This window comes from Flavobacterium resistens, assembly GCF_900182645.1.
In the GTDB taxonomy this organism is placed as follows: domain Bacteria; phylum Bacteroidota; class Bacteroidia; order Flavobacteriales; family Flavobacteriaceae; genus Flavobacterium; species Flavobacterium resistens.
In genome coordinates this window covers 1-19,594 of record NZ_FXTA01000001.1, presented here as the reverse complement: position 1 = coordinate 19,594, position 19,594 = coordinate 1, and the positions used below count along the sequence as shown (strand labels likewise).

The following is a 19,594-nucleotide window of genomic DNA, read 5'->3' as shown; positions in this document are numbered from 1 at the left end:
AAAAAATAATTTCTATAATTACCTTAAAATCAACAACTATGCCAGAAAACAAACTTTAAATTCCATATTCAAACCATAAAAAAAATCCAAATTCCCATCGAAATTGGAATTTGGATTTTAGATTTTTATAATTAAAAATTAATGCTTATTTCAGTTGTTTAGCGTTTTTTACACTTTGATCTGTTAAAGCCAAGGCTAAAACTTCGCTCATTTCCTTTACATAATGAAAAGTAAGTCCTTCTAAATATTCAGCTTTAATTTCATCAATATCACTTTTGTTTTCGTGACATAAAATAATCTCTTTAATACCTGCTCTTTTTGCAGCTAAGATTTTTTCCTTAATTCCGCCTACAGGCAAAACTTTTCCACGAAGTGTAATTTCTCCAGTCATGGCAAGGCTTTTCTTCACTTTTTTCTGCGTTAATAAAGAAACTAAAGAAGTAAGCATAGCGATACCCGCACTTGGCCCATCTTTTGGAGTTGCTCCTTCCGGTACATGTAAGTGAATATTGTATTTTTGGAAAATTTCTGTGCTTAAACCTAATTTCTTCGCATTAGCCTTAATATATTCCAACGCAATTGTAGCCGATTCTTTCATGACATTTCCAAGATTTCCTGTAATTGTCAACGAACCTTTTCCTTCAGAAATTAATGATTCAATAAATAAAATATCACCACCAACACTTGTCCAGGCTAAACCTGTAACAACTCCTGCAATATCATTATTTTCGTATTTATCGCGCTCTAATCTTGGCACACCTAAAACAGTTACAATATCTTCATCTGTAACTTTTTTATTGTACTCTTCTTCCATCGCTACTGCTTTTGCGGCATTACGAATTACCTGAGCAATTTTTGTTTCCAGATTTCGAACACCCGATTCACGTGTATAACCTTCAACAATTTTTTCTAATTGTTTTTTGCCAATTGTCAAATCTTTAGAAGTTAATCCGTGTGCTTCTAATTGTTTTGGGAATAAATGTCTTTTTGCAATTTCAACTTTCTCTTCAATTGTATAACCTGACATTTTAATCACTTCCATTCTGTCACGCAATGCTGGCTGAATAGCAGCCATATTATTTGATGTCGCAATGAACATTACTTTAGATAAATCATATCCCATTTCAAGGAAATTATCATAAAAAGCATTGTTTTGTTCCGGATCTAAAACTTCTAATAAAGCAGAAGATGGATCACCACTGTTTCCGTTCGAAAGTTTATCAATTTCATCTAAAATAAAAACAGGATTTGAAGTTCCCGCTTTTTTCAAGCTTTGAATAATTCTTCCTGGCATTGCACCTATATATGTTTTTCTGTGTCCGCGAATTTCTGCTTCATCGCGTAAACCTCCTAATGAAATACGCACATATTCACGTCCTAAAGCTTCAGCAACAGAACGACCAATAGATGTTTTACCAACTCCTGGAGGCCCAGTTAAACAAATAATTGGTGATTTCATATCATTTCGCAATTTTAAAACTGCCAAATGTTCAATCATTCTTTTCTTAACTTCATCAAGTCCGAAATGATCTTTATCTAATATTTTCTGAGCATGTTTCAAATCGAATTTATCTTTAGAATATTCGCCCCAAGGCAATTCTAAAAACAACTCTAAATAATTACGCTGAATTCCGAAATCTGGTGATTGTGGATTCATACGGCGCATTTTAGACAATTCTTTTTCGAAATGTTTCTGCGTTTTTTCGTCCCATTTTTTGGTTTTCGCCTTCTGTCCCATTTCGTCCATTTCCTCTTCTTGCGAAACGCCTCCCAATTCTTCCTGAATGGTTTTCATTTGCTGATGAAGGAAATATTCACGCTGTTGCTGATCTAAATCAAAACGAACTTTTGACTGAATATCGTTCTTCAACTCTAATTTTTGAAGTTCGACATTCATATAACGTAAAGTTTCTAAAGCGCGTTCTTTTAAACCATTTATCGATAAAAGACCTTGTTTTTCTTTTACGGATAAATTCATATTTGAAGAAACAAAATTGATTAAAAACGACTGACTTTCAATGTTTTTAATAGCAAATGTAGCTTCAGATGGAATGTTTGGACTTTCTTTAATAATCTGAATCGCTAGTTCTTTAACAGAATCTAAAATTGCTGTAAATTCAGTATCATTTTCATCCGGACGTTCTTCTGAAACCTCTTTGATGGTAGCTGTCATGTACGGATCTTCAGAAACTACTTCGTCTATTTCAAAACGTTTTTTTCCTTGCAAGATAACCGTAACATTTCCGTCAGGCATTTTTAAAACACGCAGAATTCGGGCTACAGTACCAATTTTATGAATATCATCTTTAGACGGGTCTTCGTCTTCTTCATTGATTTGTGAAACTACTCCAATGATTTTTCCGCCAGCATTGGCATCATTAATCAGTTTAATAGACTTATCTCTTCCTGCTGAAATTGGAATAACAACACCTGGAAACAAGACAGTATTACGCAAAGGCAAGATTGGCAGAGAAACCGGAAGTTCCTCATTATTCATTTCTTCTTCGTCTTCGGGAGTTAATAAAGGAATTAATTCTGCTTCAGAATCAAATTCCTGAAGTGACAGATTGTCAATAGTAAGTATTTTATGATTTGACATAATAATATATAAGTCGTTTTGTCATTAAATGATTAATACAACTTGCAAATAAAGCTTGAAATTCATTATTTTCTAATAAAAACAAGCTAAAACTTAATTTACAAGATACATCTTATAAAATAGACAATCACTATGCCAAGAATGGAATGTATAATATCTATTTAATTAGCCAAACTAATAAAATCAAATTGTTTTACCAAAAAAAATCCGCACAAGGCGGATTTTAAGTGAGTTCATAAATTATTATAAACCTTCTATATCTATATCAAAAGATCCTGTAATTGTCTTTTCATCATTTATACTAAAATTTTGAACGACCAAATCAAAAGTACCCACTAGTTTTGTTGCTGTTTTTGAAGTAATTGTGATTGAACCTGATTTAGATGTATATAAATAATCATTTATTTTGAAAGTACCTGCAATAACATTTATCAGAGCGCCACCCGTATTCGATGAATTAGTTGAAACCTGATAAGTTCCAGCTCCATATGATTTATTAATACTCAAACCAACACTTACACTATCATCATTCTTTTTTCCAACTATACTATAATATGGATTACTACCAGATGCACTTACAGCAGTTACATCAACTTTATCATTAATAAAATCAACTCCATTTACTTTTGCCTTCAAAATTTGATCTGAATCATCTGCAGGAATATCTTCTGTGTAAGGTACATTTGTAAAAGTACCGTCTGTAACCACTTTAGTTTCAGTTGAACCATTATCTGTCTCTCTAAATCCTGTAAATTGAAAAGTTCCTGAAATTGTTTTTTTTGTTTTATCTACAGCAGTAATTTTAATGATTGCTGTATCCGTATAGTTTTTTACTTCCAAAAATGCCGCATCTTCGTTTGAAGCACTAATAAATCCATATCCATCAACTTTTTCTGCGTAAGCTAAAACAAAACGATCTGCATTTTCTTTGCTGTTTGCCCATGTATATGTTCCTATTTTATTGCTTGGCAAAATTATTTGGATTAAATCTCCTTTTGAAGATCTAGTACCTGCTATTAATACATAGTCACTTGTTACGACAGCAGTTGTGGTATTTGCAATAAATTCTTCTCCGCCAATTTTAGCTTTAAAAATCGGTTTTTCTTCTACATTACCACTTCCATTTCCATTCCCGTTATTCTCAGAACCTGAAATATCACGACCATCATCAAAAGGACTGCAAGAGCTAAAAAGACTGCTTATTGCGAAAAGCAAGAGAAATACAATATTGATTTTCTTCATATGAATTTTAATTTATGTACAAATATAGATTTTATACGAAGAAATAAAAATCTTACACAACCTAATAATTTGAAAAAAAATAAAATTAATTTTATAGAAACTGTAACAAATAAAAAAAAGCAAAGTCATTATAAAAAACTAGCAACCATTACTTGAGTATAACCAATCAAAATATCGAAGAATTAATCGCGCTTTGTAAAGAGAATAATCAAAAAGCCCAATTTGAAATTTACAACCGTTACAGTAAAGCTATGTACAACGTGGCCTATCGTATTGTAAAAGACGAACATTTTGCACAAGACGTCATGCAAGAAGGTTTTTTGAAAGCATTTACAAAAATAAACGACTACAAACAAGAAGTTGCTTTTGGCGCGTGGCTGAAGAAAATTATCATCAATTATAGTATTGATTTTTACAAAAAGAATAATGCATTTCAGGTCGAAGATCTGAGCAAGACACTTTATAAGATCGAAGAAAACGATGATTTTTATTCGGAAAGCATTGATTTTAACACTTTAAAAGTGAAACAGATTTTGGACACTATTTTAGCGCTGAAAGACAGCTACCGAATGGTTCTGACACTTTTTTACATAGAAGGTTACGATCAGGAAGAAATAAGCGAAATTTTAAATATTAGTTATCAAAACTGCCGAACTACATTAAGCAGGGCAAAAGAAAGTTTGCGAAAAAAATTAGAGGAGATATGAAAAAGGAAAATGACAATTTAGATCAATTATTCAACAAATTTGAAAACCAATGGGATGTTCAGGAATTAAATTCAGATCATCAGGACGTTTTTTTAAATAAATTAAACAAGAAACAACCCAAAAAGAAAAATTACTGGTTTGCAGCATCAATTGCAGCAACGATAGTTTTAATGCTTGGAATAACTCTTTTTTATAAAAATGAAAAACCAAAGGAATTCAAATTTGCGTCTAAAGAAACACAACGTACTGATTCTATTTTCAACATTCTAATTGATAACGAACTGGTTAAACTGAAGGAAAAAAGTTCACCTCAAAATGAGCAGATTATTAATGATGCATTAAAACAAATGAAAGTTTTTGATGCCGACTACCAAAAAATCATTAATGAGCTACAAAAAAACGGTGAAAACAAACAAATCATTTATGCCATGATAAGCAATCTGCAAACCAGAATATCTTTTTTGCAGACGGTTTTAAAAAGAATTGAAGAAAACGAAAATTTAAAAAACACAAGCCATGAAAAAACATTATAAAATATTAATCCTGTTCATCTTGATTCCTTTTTTGGGATTCTCAAATGATGACACTGCTATTTCAAAACAAAAAAATATCAAAAAAACCTTTATTGTAAATTCGAATGCAGGAATTGACATTGATAACAAATATGGAAACATTACGGTATCAACCTGGGATGAGGATAAAATAGATCTTGACATCACAATCAAAGTCACAGGCTCAAATGAAAATTGGGTAAACGAAAAACTAAATACTATCGATGTTGATATTACAGGCTTAAAATCTATGGTTACCGCTGTTACCAAAATTGGAAATTCAACCAATAAAGGAAGAGGAAGCAGCAACAGCTTTGAGATTAATTACGTAATTAAAATTCCTAAAAACGGAACCGTAAAATTGATGAACAAGTACGGAAATATTACGACCTTAACTATAGAAGGTTCAACAGATATTAGTTGTAAATATGGAAAAGTCAATATTGGAAAACTGAACAATCAAACCAATAGGCTTCATATTGAATATTGTCAAAACTCATCGATCGATTACATAAAAAATGGCACAATCGAGGCGCGTTATTCAGGATTAAAAGTAAACGATTCAGGTAATTTAAATTTTGATGCTAATTATACAGATTTAGTTGTTTCTGATTCTCAAAACATTAAATACGACTGTAGTTACGGAAATTTGAAATTTCAAAAAGTAAATTCGTTTACAGGTTCAGGAAATTATTTAACCGTTTCTGTTGCAGAGGTTTCAAACAATTTGAGCATTGATACCAATTACAGCAAAGTTAACATTGGCACATTGACTGAAAAAGCAAAAAATGTAAACATTAATTCAGGATATACCGATATTACAGTGGGTTATAATTACAATTACGCTTTCGACTTTAACATCAACACTAAATATGCTAATATTAAAAACGGTGATGATTTAGAAATCAATGTGAACGAAACCAAAAACAGTTCAAAAAACATTAGCGGTTTTCATAAAAAGAAAGGTCAGAATAAGGTAATAATTAATTCAACTTACGGAAACGTATCATTAATCAAAAAACAATAATTTTAAACAATCAAAAACCATGAAAAAAATTATTCAATCAGTAGTTTGCGCAGCATTTTTAATCGGCTTTACAGCTAATGCACAAGAAAAAATTAACGGAAATGGAAATGTTGTAACGGAAACAAGAACAACTTCAGAATATGATGCGATTAAGATCTCAGGCTTTTTTGATGTTGATTTGGTTGCAGGAAAAGAAGGAAAAATTACGATTAAAGGAGAACAAAATATCTTATCAGCAATTATTGTTGAAGTTGAAGACAATGCTTTAAAAATTTACGCGAAGAAAGGCACCAATTTGCGTCCAAGCACAGGAAAAAAAGTTGAGATTACAGTTCCATTTGAAAAAATATCTGAACTTAATTTGTCAGGTTCAGGTGATATTGTTACTAAATCTCAAATCAAAAACGATAAATTTTCAGCAAAATTATCTGGCTCAGGAGATATTGATTTAGATGTTGCGGCAAATTCTTTTGATTTCAGTTTGAGCGGTTCAGGAGACATCAAATTAAAAGGAAATTCAAATGACTTAGTTATTAAACTTTCTGGATCTGGCGATATTGAAGCTGCGAATTTGAAATCCAAAAATGCTAATGTAATGGTTTCAGGTTCTGGTGATGTCAAAATCAATTGCAATGAAAGTTTAACAGCAAGAGTTTCGGGCTCAGGAGATATTAAATATACTGGAAATCCTGAAAAACGTGATGTAAAAGTTTCAGGTTCAGGAAGTATTTCAAAAGCATAATTCTAAATAAAGCTCAATAATAAAAGATTTTTCAAATCATCAAATCAAAAAACGAACTAATCATTCCTCTTTTATTATTGAGCTTTTATTTTCTTCATACTTTATTAAATTAAAAGAGGCACTTAAAGTGCCTCTTTTTTATGAACTCTTCTTAAAAGGAAAATCGATGTAACGAAGAAAATTGCGAGAACAACAATTGCTTTACGAGGACTTCCCGTTCTTTGGTCAATTATGCCATAAATACACATCCCTATTACAATTCCGATTTTCTCGGCAACATCATAAAAACTAAAAAACGAAGCTGTATCTTCAGTTTCTGGCAATAATTTTGAATACGTTGATCGCGAAAGTGCTTGAACTCCGCCCATTACAAATCCTGCAATTGTTGCCATAACGTAAAAATGCATTGGCAAAGTAATAAAATAAGCTAATGCGCAAAATACTGCCCAAATTCCATTAATAAAAATCAAAGTTGGAATATTTCCAAATTTTGCAGAAGCTCTCGAAGTGGCAACTGCACCAATTACAGCAACCAACTGAATGATTAGAATACAAATAATTAAACCAATTGTTCCCTCTTCTTTAGATGACCATTGAATTTCTTGTGCTCCAAAATAAGTAGCTACCAGCATTACAGTTTGCACTGCCATACTTGAAACGAAAAAACCACCTAAATAACGTCTTAAGGGAACATTATCTTTCAATAGGCCCCAAACTTTTTTTAATTCTTTAAAACCATTAAAGACAACATCTTTAGTCAACTTTTGACCATTTTCTTTACTTCCTTTTGGTAAATAGTAATAAGTATATTGACTAAAAAGAATCCACCAAATACCAACCATAATGAAAGAATAGCGCATTGCTTCCATTGCTGTGATATTAAAAGTTTTTGGAAACATAATCATCCCGAGATTAATCAGCAATAAAATCACACTACCAATATATCCCAAAGAATAACCTTTGGCACTAATCCTATCCTGCTGATCCTCAAAAGCGATATCCGGCAGATAAGAATTATAAAAAACCAAACTTCCCCAATATCCTATCAATCCTAAGAAATAAAAAGCTAATCCAACATAAATATTCCCAAGATCAAACCAATATAATCCTACGCATGACAAAGCTCCTAAATAGCAGAAAAACTTCATGAAAGCTTTTTTATTCCCCACATAATCTGCAATTCCAGATAATAATGGAGAAATAAATGAAACAACTAAAAATGCTGCCGCCGTGGTAAAACTAATTAAAGCTGAATTTTTAAGACGCATGCCGAAAACATCAATATAATGACCGCGATCCGTAAATAGAGCTTCGTAGAATATTGGAAATACCGCCGATGCAATAGTCAGTGTATAAACTGAATTTGCCCAATCATAAAATGCCCAGGCATTTAATAATTTCTTATCTCCTTTTGGTAGGTTTTTCATAGAAATGGTTTTGTTAATGCGCTACGAATTTATCCAATTTTTATCATAATCAAATACAAATTATTCGATTCATATATTATTAAATTATGAACTACAAAAAAAGCTACTCGAAAAACGAATAGCTTAAATTTGATTTATTCTGATATTCAGAATTTTATTTTACAGTTCCCACTTTTAGCGCAATTGCTTTAGCTTCAGGAACCAGTGCTTTTATATTAGCAATTCTTGTTGCATCTGATGGGTGTGTACTCATAAATTCAGGAGTTCCTGCCGCTCCAGATTTTGCAGACATTCTACTCCAGAAAGCAACAGCATCTTCAGGGTTATATCCTGCAATCGCCATTAAAGTTAAACCGATTTTATCTGCTTCACTTTCATTACTTCTGCTGAAAGGAAGCATCACTCCTACTTCTGATCCAATTCCGTACGCTTGGGCAAAAATTTGTTGAGTTGCTTCAGATTTTCCACTTGTTGCTGCTCCCAAAGCTGCTCCTCCAATTTGTTGCAATTGTGCTGCAGACATTCTTTGTGCTCCGTGATTTGCTAATGCGTGTGAAACTTCGTGCCCCATAACAGTTGCTAAACCAGATTCATTTTGCGTTACAGGCAAAATACCTGAATAAACAACAATTTTCCCGCCGGGTAAACACCATGCATTAACTTCTTTGTTATCAACAAGTTTATATTCCCATCGATAATCTTTCAAATATTGTGTTTGCCCTAAATAATTTAGATATTTCTCGGCTGCCAATTTAATTTTATACCCTACTGTTTCAACAAGTTTTGCATCCGATGTTCCTGTAACAACCTTATTTTCAGTTAAAAATTGATTGTATTGCTGAAAAGAAGATGGAAATAATTCACTATTTGAAACAAAATTTAAATTCTGCTTTCCCGTTATTGGATTTGTCGCGCAGCTACACACTAAAACTGCCGTAAAAAGTCCTGTGATTAGATGTTTTTTCATGATTTTACAAATTTAGCACTAACAAAAATACAACTAAATTTGATTTCACTTTTACATAATTTTCAAAAACGATATCAGAATTTACTTATTCGCCAACAATGTGAAGTTCATTGAACTCTTTATCAATAATTAAGCAATTATTTTGTTCGAAGCTTATTTTATCAAATTCGATTTTTTCATTATCGATTTCAATTTCAGTAACTTTAAATGGAAGACCGATTAAATTAATTTTATACTTAGAGTACGGCGTATCATATTTTCCTTCTTTATGAAGCTGAATGATCAATTCTTTCTCTTTTCCGATTGTTCTGAAAGACAAAAAGCTATATCGTCCTTTTTTATAATCATAACCGTCTTGTGCATCTTCATAAACTACGGACTTTTCTTTGCCTTTCTTAAAATATACGTCTAATGTCAATTCATCAAATTCCAATTCTCCAACATATTGCTGAACCGGATATTTAGGAATAATAGCGCCTGCTTTTATAAAAACTGGAATTTCATCAAATTTGGTGTCTATCCAAATTTCTCTTCCTCCTGAGAAAAGTTCATTTGTCCAGAAATTATACCACTCACCTCTAGGAATATACATTCGTCTACCTACAGCATTAGGTTCAAGAATTGGACAAACTAAAATTTGATTTCCGAAGATAAACTCATCATTGCGATAATGTGTTTGTGTATCGTCCTGATCATAATAAACCAAAGGTTTCAACATCGGAATACCCTCTTCTATATATTGCCAGAACATCGTATATAAATACGGCAACAACTGGTAACGAAGATTCACAAATTTTCGGGTAATATTAATTACTTCTTCATCAAAAGCCCAAGGTTCCTGATTTCCATGATCTCCAGAAGAATGCGTTCTGCAAAACGGATGAAAAACCCCCAACTGAATCCAACGTGCATATAATTCACCTGTAGGTTGTTCCGCAAAACCACCAATATCAGAACCTGTAAAGCCCATTCCGGAAATTGACATTCTCTGAACCTGAATATTCGCAATCCATAAATGTTCCCAAGTTGCAACATTATCTCCTGTCCATGAAGAAGTATAACGCTGAGCACCAGAATATGCCGATCTTGTGATTACAAAAGGACGTTTTGGATAAACAAATCGTTTTACACCATGATAAGTAGCCCTTGCCATTTGGGTTCCATAAATATTATGCGCTTTTCTGTGACTGCATGGATTTCCGTCGTAAACATGGCGAACATCCATTGGGAAAGTCTTATTTGGAACCTCCATAACGGCCGGTTCATTCATGTCATTCCAAACTCCTTTGACTCCAATATCTGAAATTAATTCTTTAAATAATCCTGCCCACCATTCTCTTACTACGGGATTTGTATAATCTGGAAAATTACATTCTCCGGGCCAAACTTTCCCTTTCATATAAGGACCATCGGCACGCTTACAGAAATAGTCTTTTTCTAAGGCTTCTTTATAAACCCAGTAATCTTTATCAATTTTAATTCCCGGATCAATAATGACAATTGTCTTAAAACCGTCTTCAGCTAATTCACTGACCATCTTTTTAGGATCAGGAAAATATTCTTTATTCCATGTAAAACATCGGAAACCATCCATATAATCGATATCCAGATAAATAGCATCACACGGAATTTTAAGTTCTCTAAATTTTGAAGTAATTTCTTTTACTTTGCTTTCCGGATAATAACTCCATTTACATTGATGATAACCTAAAACCCAAAGTGGTGGCAGTTCAGGTTTTCCTGTTAAATCTGTATATGTTGTAACAACATCCTGCATTTGAGGACCATAAATGAAATAATAATTCATTTCGCCTCCTTCAGCCCAAAAACTAGTTACATTTCTTCTTTCCTGACAAAAATCAAAAAAGGTTCTAAAAGTATTATCGAAGAAAACGCCGTAGGATTTTTGATTATGCAATCCAATGTAAAACGGAACTACTTTATAAAGTGGTTCCTGATCTTTTTGATACGCATACTGATCGGTGGCAAAATTTTCTACTCTTTTGCCTTTTAAGTTCATTTGAGTGGCTTTGTCACCAAGACCGTAAAAACATTCTCCATCTTTTGAGGATTTGCTCATTTTGACAACGTTTCCGCCATACTCATAACTTTCTTCCCAATGAAATCCAAGCTCATCCTGAAGAATTAAGCAATTATCCAAATCATAAATTGACAAACGGACATCAGCTTTTTTAATTTTACAAATTACTTTACTGGTTCTGATTTCAAAATAATTTTCGTCTTCACTAACCTGCAAAAAATTATAACCATGCAATTGCGTTTTATCAATTGCATACGAAAAATCATTGCTAAAATATCCTTTTGTGGTAAAACGAAAACGAAGTAAACTGTCTCTAAGAACCGTGACTTTTAAAATTACATTGTTGTCAGTGTAAAAAGAAATGGAATCTCCCTCATGCTCATACGAAACTATTTTTGACGGAAATAAATTGCCTTTATGTTCTAGTGATGTATTTGTAATCATATCGCTATTGTCTTAATTATATAACTCAATCCTTACTTCAAACATACAAAAAAACTTGGTAAAGCACTATGAATAAAAGGTTTATTCACGAAAACGTTTTTTCTGAATGAGTATTAAATTAGTTTACAAAAAATCAATAATTCGATAATTTAAAAACACAAAATTGATAAAACAGCATTATTAAAAATCATATTTAATTTTCTACTCAAAAGAATAAACGGCAACGCTCAAAGGAGGCAAAATTAATTCGACAGAATAATCTCTTCCGTCGTAGGGGGAAGCATCAATTTTTATGGTGTTAGGATTCTCGACACCACTTCCTCCATATATTTTAGCATCACTATTAAAAATCTCTTTTAATTTTCCTTTTTTAGAAATACCAATCCTATAATTTTCCCTAACTACTTGCGTAAAGTTGCAAACAACAACCAGATTTTCATCTGAATTATTTCCTTTTCTGATATAAGAGATAACAGCATTTTGATGATCAAAATAATTAATCCATTCAAAGCCTTCGTCTGTAAATTGTTTTTCGTACAATGCCGGCTGAGATTTATAGAGCTGATTCAAATCTGTAATTATCTTTTTAATTCCAGAATGATAATCATATTGAAGTAAATGCCAATCCAGGCTTTTTTCAAAATTCCATTCATCGCTTTGTCCAAACTCAGATCCCATGAACAATAATTTTGTTCCTGGATGCGTAAACATATACCCGTAAAGCAATCTTAAGTTAGCAAATTTCTGCCATTCATCTCCAGGCATTTTACTAGCAATTGATTTTTTCCCATATACTACTTCGTCATGCGAAAACGGAAGCATGAAATTTTCCGTAAAAGCATACGTCATTGAAAAAGTCAAATCATTTTGATGATATTTTCTGTAAACAGTTTCTTTTTGAAAGTATTTTAAAGTATCGTGCATCCAGCCCATCATCCATTTCATTCCAAATCCTAAGCCACCAGTAAATGTTGGTCTTGAAACCATGGGAAACGAAGTACTTTCTTCTGCAATAGTTTGAACTCCAGAAAAATTAGCATAAATAACTTCATTAAATTCTTTAAGAAAACTTATAGTTTCCAAATTTTCTCTTCCACCATACATATTAGGTTCCCATTCGCCTTCATTTCTCGAATAATCAAGATACAACATCGAAGCTACTGCATCAACTCGTAATCCGTCAACATGATAATTTTGGAGCCAAAAAACAGCATTACTGATTAAAAAAGCACGAACTTCATTTCTTCCATAATTAAAAACCAAACTTTTCCAATCCGGATGATAACCTTTTCTCCGATCTGGATGCTCATATAAATGTGAACCATCGAAGAAACCTAAACCATGTGCATCATCAGGAAAATGAGATGGAACCCAATCCAAAATCACACCGATACCAGCCTGATGCAGCTTATCAACCAAAACCATAAAATCCTGTGGTTTTCCAAAACGAGAAGTCGGCGCAAAATAGCCTGTTAACTGATATCCCCATGAAGGATCATATGGATACTCCATAATTGGCATAAATTCAACATGCGTAAAACCCGTTTCTTTTACATATTTTACTAAATCATCTGCCAATTCCAAATAAGTCAAAAATCGGTTATGTTCTGCTCGTTTCCAAGATCCCAAATGCACTTCATATACTGAATATGGTTTATCTAAAGCATTTTTCTCATGGCGAGATTCCATCCAATTTTTATCTTTCCAAGTGTAATCCAGATCCCAAACAACAGATGCTGTGTGTGGTGGTTTTTCGCAATATAACGCAAAAGGATCCGCCTTTTCAGTTACAACTCCATCAATATTTGATTGAATTTTATACTTATAAAGTGAACCTTTTGAAATGTCCGGAATAAATCCTTCCCAAATTCCCGAAGAATCCCAGCGGACTTGCAATTCATGCTCGCCTTGTACCCAATAATTAAAATCGCCCACTACAGAAACCGACTTAGCAGTGGGTGCCCAAACAGCAAAATAAACTCCTTTAACTCCATTTACTTCAATTAAATGTGCTCCTAACTTTTCATACAATTTGAAATGTTTTCCAGCTTTGAATAAATCGATATCAAAATCAGTAAATAAAGAATGCGTAATTACTTTTGTCATATTTGGTTTTTAAGGCAACAATTGGAATTTGGGTTTTTGGCTTTTTTTTTTATTCAATTCTAAAATTGTCAGAAAGAATCGCACCTTTTTTAATCACAACAATACCATCTTTTATGCTGTATAATTCATTGGTGAAATTATCTAAATGTTTTCCTCCGCTAATATGAACGTTATTTCCAATACGAACATTTTTATCGACTAAAGCATTTTTTATGAAACAATTTTCACCAATTCCAACATGAATTTTGTTTACACTTGCCTCATGATTGAGTTCGTCCAAATCTTGATAGAAATCATTTCCCATTACATAACAGTTTTCAAGAACAGTTCCAACACCAATTCTGGAACGAATTCCAATTACTGAACTTTTAATTTCTTTAGCATTGATAATGCATCCCTCAGAAATCAATGATTGATTGATGATTGAATTTCTAAATTTTGATGGCGGAAGCAATCTTGGTCTTGTGAAAATTTTATTGTCATTATCAAACAAATTAAATTCCGGAATATCTGCTGTTAAGCCAATATTTGCTTCAAAAAACGATTCAATATTTCCAATATCTGTCCAATAACCTTCATATTGATAACTCAATATTTTATGCTTCCCAACGGCTTGCGGAATAATTTCTTTTCCAAAATCTTTCGTATCTGGATTCGCCATTAATTCCTCCAATAATGGTTTATTAAAAATATAAATTCCCATTGAAGCTAAATATTTTTTGCCCTGTTCCTGCATTTGTTCACTTACTTCAGATTCCCATTGTGGTAATAATGAAGCATCAGGTTTTTCGATAAAAGCTTCAATAACACTTTCATGATTGGTTTTCAAAATTCCAAATTCTGGAGCGTCCTTGGCATTAACAGGCAAAGTTGCAATAGAAATTTCAGCATCAGCAGCAATATGGGCTTCTAACATTTCGTTAAAATCCATTTGGTACAATTGGTCTCCAGAAAGAATTAAAGCATGATCAAAATCGTGTTTCAAAAAGTGAGACATACATTGTCTTACAGCATCAGCAGTTCCTTGAAACCAAGTTGGATTATCCGGAGTTTGTTCAGCCGCCAAAATATCAACAAACGACTGGCTGAAAATACTAAAGTTAAAAGTATTTTTAATGTGAGCATTCAGAGATGCAGAATTAAATTGTGTCAAAACAAATATTTTAAAAATATCTGAATTTATACAATTTGAAATTGGAATATCAACCAAACGATATTTACCTCCAATCGGAACAGCTGGTTTTGATCTTGTTTCTGTCAATGGGAACAAGCGAGATCCCTGTCCTCCTCCTAAAATAATGGCAACTACATTTTTCTTTTTAAACTTCATTTTGCTGAATTATTAAGTTGTATATTTCGATATATTCTTGGCACACACTTTCCCAGGAATGATCTGCTGACATTCCTCTTTTTAATACTTTATTAAAATTTATTTTATCATCGTACAGTTTAACCGCACGATTTATCGAATAACAAACATCTCCAACTGAAGCCTGATCGTGACAAACTCCATTTCCTTCATCTCCAAAATCAATAACGGTATCTCGCAATCCTCCTGTTCTTCTCACAATAGGAATTGTACCATAACGCATGGCATACATTTGATTCAAACCGCATGGTTCAACTCTCGAAGGCATTAAAATATAGTCGGAACCTGCATAGATGAAATGTGCCAATTCTTCATTATAACCAATAAAAACATTGTAATTGCCTTTATAATCATTTCGCAATTGTGTCAATTGCTTTTCAATTTCAGCATTTCCAGATCCTAAAATCAGAATATTAATATTTTCGAAATTTTCCGATAATGCTAATGCAGAAGCTTGTGGTAATAAATCACCTCCTTTTTCTTCAAATAAACGCCCAATAAAACTAAATAACGGCTTTGTTGGATCTAAATCAAATTGTTCACAAAGCTTCTCTTTATTTTTTTGTTTACCGATTTCAAAAGTTTCAATCGAATAATGATGTTCAATCATTTTATCTTTTAATGGATCCCAAACTTCAATATCAATTCCATTTAAAATTCCTTTTGATTTATTTCTAACCGAATTAAACAATGCTTCTAATCCATTTGCAGCATAATTAATTTCATTTAAATAACTAGGAGAAACCGTAGTAACAGCATGTGCACATTTTACACCAACTGCCAAAGAATTAATAGAATGATTCCACTCCAAAAATCCAACATGAATCAGATCAAATTCTGGTAAATAATGCAGTTTATCAAAACCAAACCAGCCTTGATATAAACCATTGTGAATAGTAATTACAGTTTTAACGCTTCTTAAACTTTCGTATTTGTAAGCATATTTAACTAAAAAAGGAACCACTCCAGTATGATGATCATGGCAATTTATAACATCTGGAACTTCATTTCGCGCGGTAATCCAATCTAAACTTGCAATTTGAAAAGATAAAAATCGTTCAATGTCATCTTCATAGCCATAAACATTTGGTCTATCAAATAATTCCTTAATTTCAATCAAATAAAGTTCGTACCCAAGTTTGTTAGAAGTCTCTTTCAAAACACTAAAAGAAAAATTAAAATTTCCCAATTTGACATTTCCCCAATGAACGCATTCAAAATCATTTTCTTTTCTGAATTTTGTATCATAACAAGGAACAACCACCCTAACCTGATGTCCTGCGTTAGTCTGATATTTTGGCAACGCTCCAACAACATCGGCCAATCCACCAACTTTTGCCATTGGATAACACTCTGCACTTAAATGAAATATTTCCATCCTAAAAATTAATTACAGCATTCAATACTAATTTATGATTTATTTTTTTCTAGAAACAATCATTAATATGCTACTTTTATGTTTCCTAAATTTAGGAAAAAATAAGCATAATCTAGCCTTCAAAAAAAAATTATTAATATGGCAAAAAAGGAAAGTAATCCTACTAAATCATTAAAAATTCCACAGTTTATTATTGTATCCTGTAAAATTTGCGCGTTTATTTCAACCAAATTGGTTACAAAATATGCGGCAAAACTATTTACAACGCCAATAAAACATAAGATTCCCAAACGAGAACTTCAGATGGATTCTGAAAGTGAACAAATAACGATTAACGTTCCAGCAATAGACAAGAATATTGTCACTTATCATTATGGTAAAAGTGATCATAAAATTTTATTAGTTCACGGGTGGTCTGGAAGAGGTACACAATTGTTCAAAATAGCTGATGAACTTTTAAAAAATGGCTATGCAACTGTAAGTTTTGATGCGCCAGCACATGGAAAATCTAAAGGAAAGTCAACTATTATGTCTGAATTTATTGCTTCAATATTAGAAATCCAAAAGCAGTTTGGGCCATTTGAAATTGCAATTGGACATTCTTTAGGCGGAATGTCAGTTTTAAATGCTATAAAAGACGGATTACAGACAAACAAAGCAATTATTATAGGAAGCGGTGATATTGTTCAGGATATTTTAGACGAGTTTATCTTAAAATTAGAATTAAAACAAGAAATAAGCGAACGTCTTCGCAATCTTTTTGAAGAAAAATACCAAGTAAAAATGGATGACTTTTCGGCTTATAGAGCAGCGCAAAAAGTAAAAATACCAGTTTTAGTAATTCATGACAATGATGATCCGGAAGTTTCTGTAAAAGCAGGAATTCACATTCATCAACAACTTGAAAATGGAACTTTGTATTTAACTGATGGTTTAGGTCACAGAAAAATACTTGGCAATCAAAATGTTATCAAAAAAATTATAAATTTCATCAAAACCAATTAATTTTGTGACAGTTACACTTTCATATATCTAACTTAAAATAATATCAAAATGGATTTATTTGGAGAAACATCAGATTGGGAAATAAAGCTAAAACCTATTTTGGATAAATATAAGGGAAAAACACATCCTCTAGAATATCAAAATACCTATCAGCTATTAGTAATGGTAATTTTGTCCGCACAAGATTCTGATGCAAATATTAATAAAATAGCACCAGTATTATTTGAAAAGTTTCCCACACTGAGCAGTTTATCCAAAACCGATTTTGAAACATTTATCCCTTATATAAGCAAAGTTCGGAACTTTGGAACAAAAGCAAATTGGTTATTAGAAATTGCTAAAACAATTCAAAATGATGACGATATTCCGTTAAATATGAAGGAATTAACAGCCTTAAAAGGAGTTGGAAGAAAATCAGCCAATGTTATATTAAGAGAAACTGGAAAACCCGCAGAAGGAATTATTGCCGATTTGCATGTTATTCGTGTAGCTCCCAGAATTGGAATAATAAAAGAAGCAAAAGACGGAAATAAAGTTGAAAAAGATTTAATGCAAGTGCTGCCAAAAAATATTTGGTCAGAAATTGGAATGGCAATTTCTTTTCTAGGAAGAGAAACCTGTAGACCAAAACCTAAGTGTGAAGAATGTATTTTAGCAGATATTTGCTTTTATTATTCTACAGAAGTTGCTTAAAATCTCTACTTTCTTCTAGTATCAATTAAATAAATAATTTTCCAGGAATCTTTCTCTTTAAATAAAGTAAAAGTATTTACACCTGAATGACTCAACTTATCATTCAAATAAAATTCATATGGCGCCCAAACATGAGCCATTGTTCCATCAATTTGAATATTATAAATCAAAATTTTTTCTTGAAATTTCATATTTGCCGGAATTGAAGCAATAGATTTATAAAATTCCCTTGCTTTTTCATCAGACAATTTATTTCCCTTCGTAACACTCTCACTAATGGATTGCAAAATTATTTTATCTGCACAAACCGATTTTATCTTCAATGTGTCTTTTTGATGGAATCCTTCAAAAAATATTTCAATACTTTTTTGAACCTCTTGTTTTTGCGCATTCGCACATAATCCTGATAGCAGAAAACAAATAATTACATAAAATCTCATAATCATAAAATTTAAACACCAAATTGAGAAAGATGATGGTCCAAATGTTTGGCAAACATATTATTCCATTCTTTAGATGTTAATTTTCCAAAAGAAAGAGATTCTTTATCTTCAAATTCCTTTTCACCTAATTCTTGTGTTTTATTAATGTAAGCAATTAATCGACTTTTTTCAATTTCAAAATTACGATCATTTTTAATGATAAACTGTGGTGCTGTACCAACATTTCTAGGATAAGGTTTGTCACCTACCACTGTTTTTTTTGCTAGCAATCTTAAAATAAATTTCATAAATCCGTTAGGTTTCGGATGGATATTATCATAAACCATTTCGTAAGTAACATTACAATGTGCAAGCATCTGAGCAACAGTCATTTTTCCCCAAAATCCCTTTGTATCAGGCGTAAGAAGATTAATTCTCTTTACAAATTGATCACAATCCTCTTTCTGAAATATATTTTGCATAGTTTGGAAATTAGTATTCTATAGAATAACAAAAATATAAAATTTACTTTGAAATTACATTTTAACGAGAAATTTATTCTTTAAACAACAGCTTATGGCGTTTCCCTCCGGGCCGTGCTGTCCGCTGTATCTTTTGCGGGAGTAGTTCCATGGAAATAGAGCAGCTGGCGGTTTCCCGCAAAAGGATGCCGCTCCCATCACTAACGCGCTTCGGGGCAAATGATAAGTTTCAGTTTCCAGAGGATTCCTCCAAAAGGTTTATAAACAAAAAAATCCCCATCAAATGAATGATGAGGATTCTCAAAAGAAAGGCGACGACATACTCTCCCACATAATTGCAGTACCATCTGCGCAGGCGGGCTTAACTTCTCTGTTCGGGATGGGAAGAGGTG

16 protein-coding genes and 1 rRNA gene are annotated in these 19,594 nt (G+C 32.3%); 6 read left to right on the top strand and 11 right to left on the bottom strand.

What is annotated here, in order from left to right:
* Window positions 1-145: 145 nt before the first annotated feature.
* Both lon and FN795_RS00080 read right to left on the bottom strand, forming a co-directional pair.
* Window positions 146-2,599 (bottom strand): endopeptidase La, encoded by a 2,454-nt coding sequence (gene lon / locus FN795_RS00085; RefSeq protein ID WP_142448704.1) that lies wholly within the window; start codon window positions 2,597-2,599, stop codon window positions 146-148.
* Window positions 2,600-2,842: 243 nt separating this feature from the next.
* A complete protein-coding gene (locus FN795_RS00080) occupies window positions 2,843-3,841 on the bottom strand; it encodes a DUF6252 family protein (RefSeq protein WP_142448703.1) in 999 nt (332 codons plus the stop codon).
* Window positions 3,842-3,993: 152 nt separating this feature from the next.
* Here FN795_RS00080 and FN795_RS00075 point away from each other — a divergent pair, with 152 nt between their 5' ends.
* The 4 genes from FN795_RS00075 to FN795_RS00060 are packed head-to-tail and all read left to right on the top strand — an operon-like array spanning window position 3,994 to window position 6,868.
* Window positions 3,994-4,548: an RNA polymerase sigma factor gene (locus tag FN795_RS00075; RefSeq protein WP_142448702.1), complete on the top strand. Its 555-nt coding sequence runs from the start codon at window positions 3,994-3,996 to the stop codon at window positions 4,546-4,548.
* The gene (locus FN795_RS00070; RefSeq protein WP_035643441.1) at window positions 4,545-5,081 is read left to right on the top strand and encodes an anti ECF-type sigma factor; all 537 of its coding nucleotides are present in this window, start codon (window positions 4,545-4,547) and stop codon (window positions 5,079-5,081) included. Before FN795_RS00075 ends, FN795_RS00070 begins: the two co-directional genes overlap by 4 nt.
* Window positions 5,065-6,126 carry a hypothetical protein gene (locus tag FN795_RS00065; RefSeq protein WP_142448701.1) on the top strand — a complete coding sequence of 354 codons (1,062 nt, stop codon included), beginning with the start codon at window positions 5,065-5,067 and terminating at the stop codon, window positions 6,124-6,126. Before FN795_RS00070 ends, FN795_RS00065 begins: the two co-directional genes overlap by 17 nt.
* A 19-nt stretch (window positions 6,127-6,145) precedes the next feature.
* The gene (locus FN795_RS00060; protein ID WP_142448700.1) at window positions 6,146-6,868 is read left to right on the top strand and encodes a head GIN domain-containing protein; all 723 of its coding nucleotides are present in this window, start codon (window positions 6,146-6,148) and stop codon (window positions 6,866-6,868) included.
* Between the two features lie 122 nt (window positions 6,869-6,990).
* Here the strand turns inward: FN795_RS00060 and FN795_RS00055 are convergent, their stop codons facing one another.
* From FN795_RS00055 to FN795_RS00030, 6 genes are all read right to left on the bottom strand, one after another.
* A complete protein-coding gene (locus FN795_RS00055; protein WP_142448699.1) occupies window positions 6,991-8,295 on the bottom strand; it encodes an MFS transporter in 1,305 nt (434 codons plus the stop codon).
* Between the two features lie 154 nt (window positions 8,296-8,449).
* A complete protein-coding gene (locus FN795_RS00050; RefSeq protein ID WP_142448698.1) occupies window positions 8,450-9,262 on the bottom strand; it encodes a M48 family metallopeptidase in 813 nt (270 codons plus the stop codon).
* An 85-nt stretch (window positions 9,263-9,347) separates the two neighbouring features.
* Window positions 9,348-11,747 (bottom strand): glycoside hydrolase family 31 protein, encoded by a 2,400-nt coding sequence (locus FN795_RS00045; protein ID WP_142448697.1) that lies wholly within the window; start codon window positions 11,745-11,747, stop codon window positions 9,348-9,350.
* Between the two features lie 201 nt (window positions 11,748-11,948).
* Window positions 11,949-13,853: a 1,4-alpha-glucan branching protein GlgB gene (gene glgB / locus FN795_RS00040; protein WP_142448696.1), complete on the bottom strand. Its 1,905-nt coding sequence runs from the start codon at window positions 13,851-13,853 to the stop codon at window positions 11,949-11,951.
* Window positions 13,854-13,902: 49 nt separating this feature from the next.
* Window positions 13,903-15,183, bottom strand: a complete 1,281-nt coding sequence (locus FN795_RS00035; protein WP_142448695.1) for a glucose-1-phosphate adenylyltransferase — start codon at window positions 15,181-15,183, stop codon at window positions 13,903-13,905.
* Window positions 15,173-16,600 (bottom strand): glycogen synthase, encoded by a 1,428-nt coding sequence (locus FN795_RS00030; RefSeq protein WP_142448694.1) that lies wholly within the window; start codon window positions 16,598-16,600, stop codon window positions 15,173-15,175. Before FN795_RS00030 ends, FN795_RS00035 begins: the two co-directional genes overlap by 11 nt.
* A gap of 138 nt (window positions 16,601-16,738) precedes the next feature.
* Between FN795_RS00030 and FN795_RS00025 the strand changes: the two genes are divergently transcribed.
* Both FN795_RS00025 and FN795_RS00020 read left to right on the top strand, forming a co-directional pair.
* Window positions 16,739-17,605 carry an alpha/beta hydrolase gene (locus FN795_RS00025; RefSeq protein ID WP_142448693.1) on the top strand — a complete coding sequence of 289 codons (867 nt, stop codon included), beginning with the start codon at window positions 16,739-16,741 and terminating at the stop codon, window positions 17,603-17,605.
* 48 nt (window positions 17,606-17,653) lie between these two features.
* Complete coding sequence (locus tag FN795_RS00020; protein ID WP_142448692.1) at window positions 17,654-18,298, top strand: endonuclease III domain-containing protein; 645 nt, start codon at window positions 17,654-17,656, stop codon at window positions 18,296-18,298.
* 5 nt (window positions 18,299-18,303) lie between these two features.
* On the opposite strand, the gene FN795_RS00015 is transcribed toward FN795_RS00020, so the two are convergent.
* The 3 genes from FN795_RS00015 to rrf form a co-directional block, all read right to left on the bottom strand.
* On the bottom strand, window positions 18,304-18,738 hold the full coding sequence (locus FN795_RS00015) for a nuclear transport factor 2 family protein (protein WP_142448691.1): 435 nt from the start codon (window positions 18,736-18,738) through the stop codon (window positions 18,304-18,306).
* Window positions 18,739-18,749: 11 nt separating this feature from the next.
* Complete coding sequence (locus FN795_RS00010; RefSeq protein ID WP_142448690.1) at window positions 18,750-19,202, bottom strand: DUF1569 domain-containing protein; 453 nt, start codon at window positions 19,200-19,202, stop codon at window positions 18,750-18,752.
* Window positions 19,203-19,508: 306 nt separating this feature from the next.
* Window positions 19,509-19,594: ribosomal RNA gene (rrf, locus tag FN795_RS00005) — 5S ribosomal RNA — on the bottom strand; the annotation flags it as partial.

Coding starts and splice junctions, on each gene's coding strand:
- lon (WP_142448704.1), bottom strand. CDS start 2,599: ATGTCAAATCATAAAATACTTACTATTGACAATCTGTCACTTCAGGAA.
- FN795_RS00080 (WP_142448703.1), bottom strand. CDS start 3,841: ATGAAGAAAATCAATATTGTATTTCTCTTGCTTTTCGCAATAAGCAGT.
- FN795_RS00070 (WP_035643441.1), top strand. CDS start 4,545: ATGAAAAAGGAAAATGACAATTTAGATCAATTATTCAACAAATTTGAA.
- FN795_RS00065 (WP_142448701.1), top strand. CDS start 5,065: ATGAAAAAACATTATAAAATATTAATCCTGTTCATCTTGATTCCTTTT.
- FN795_RS00060 (WP_142448700.1), top strand. CDS start 6,146: ATGAAAAAAATTATTCAATCAGTAGTTTGCGCAGCATTTTTAATCGGC.
- FN795_RS00055 (WP_142448699.1), bottom strand. CDS start 8,295: ATGAAAAACCTACCAAAAGGAGATAAGAAATTATTAAATGCCTGGGCA.
- FN795_RS00050 (WP_142448698.1), bottom strand. CDS start 9,262: ATGAAAAAACATCTAATCACAGGACTTTTTACGGCAGTTTTAGTGTGT.
- FN795_RS00045 (WP_142448697.1), bottom strand. CDS start 11,747: ATGATTACAAATACATCACTAGAACATAAAGGCAATTTATTTCCGTCA.
- glgB (WP_142448696.1), bottom strand. CDS start 13,853: ATGACAAAAGTAATTACGCATTCTTTATTTACTGATTTTGATATCGAT.
- FN795_RS00035 (WP_142448695.1), bottom strand. CDS start 15,183: ATGAAGTTTAAAAAGAAAAATGTAGTTGCCATTATTTTAGGAGGAGGA.
- FN795_RS00030 (WP_142448694.1), bottom strand. CDS start 16,600: ATGGAAATATTTCATTTAAGTGCAGAGTGTTATCCAATGGCAAAAGTT.
- FN795_RS00025 (WP_142448693.1), top strand. CDS start 16,739: ATGGCAAAAAAGGAAAGTAATCCTACTAAATCATTAAAAATTCCACAG.
- FN795_RS00020 (WP_142448692.1), top strand. CDS start 17,654: ATGGATTTATTTGGAGAAACATCAGATTGGGAAATAAAGCTAAAACCT.
- FN795_RS00015 (WP_142448691.1), bottom strand. CDS start 18,738: ATGAGATTTTATGTAATTATTTGTTTTCTGCTATCAGGATTATGTGCG.
- FN795_RS00010 (WP_142448690.1), bottom strand. CDS start 19,202: ATGCAAAATATATTTCAGAAAGAGGATTGTGATCAATTTGTAAAGAGA.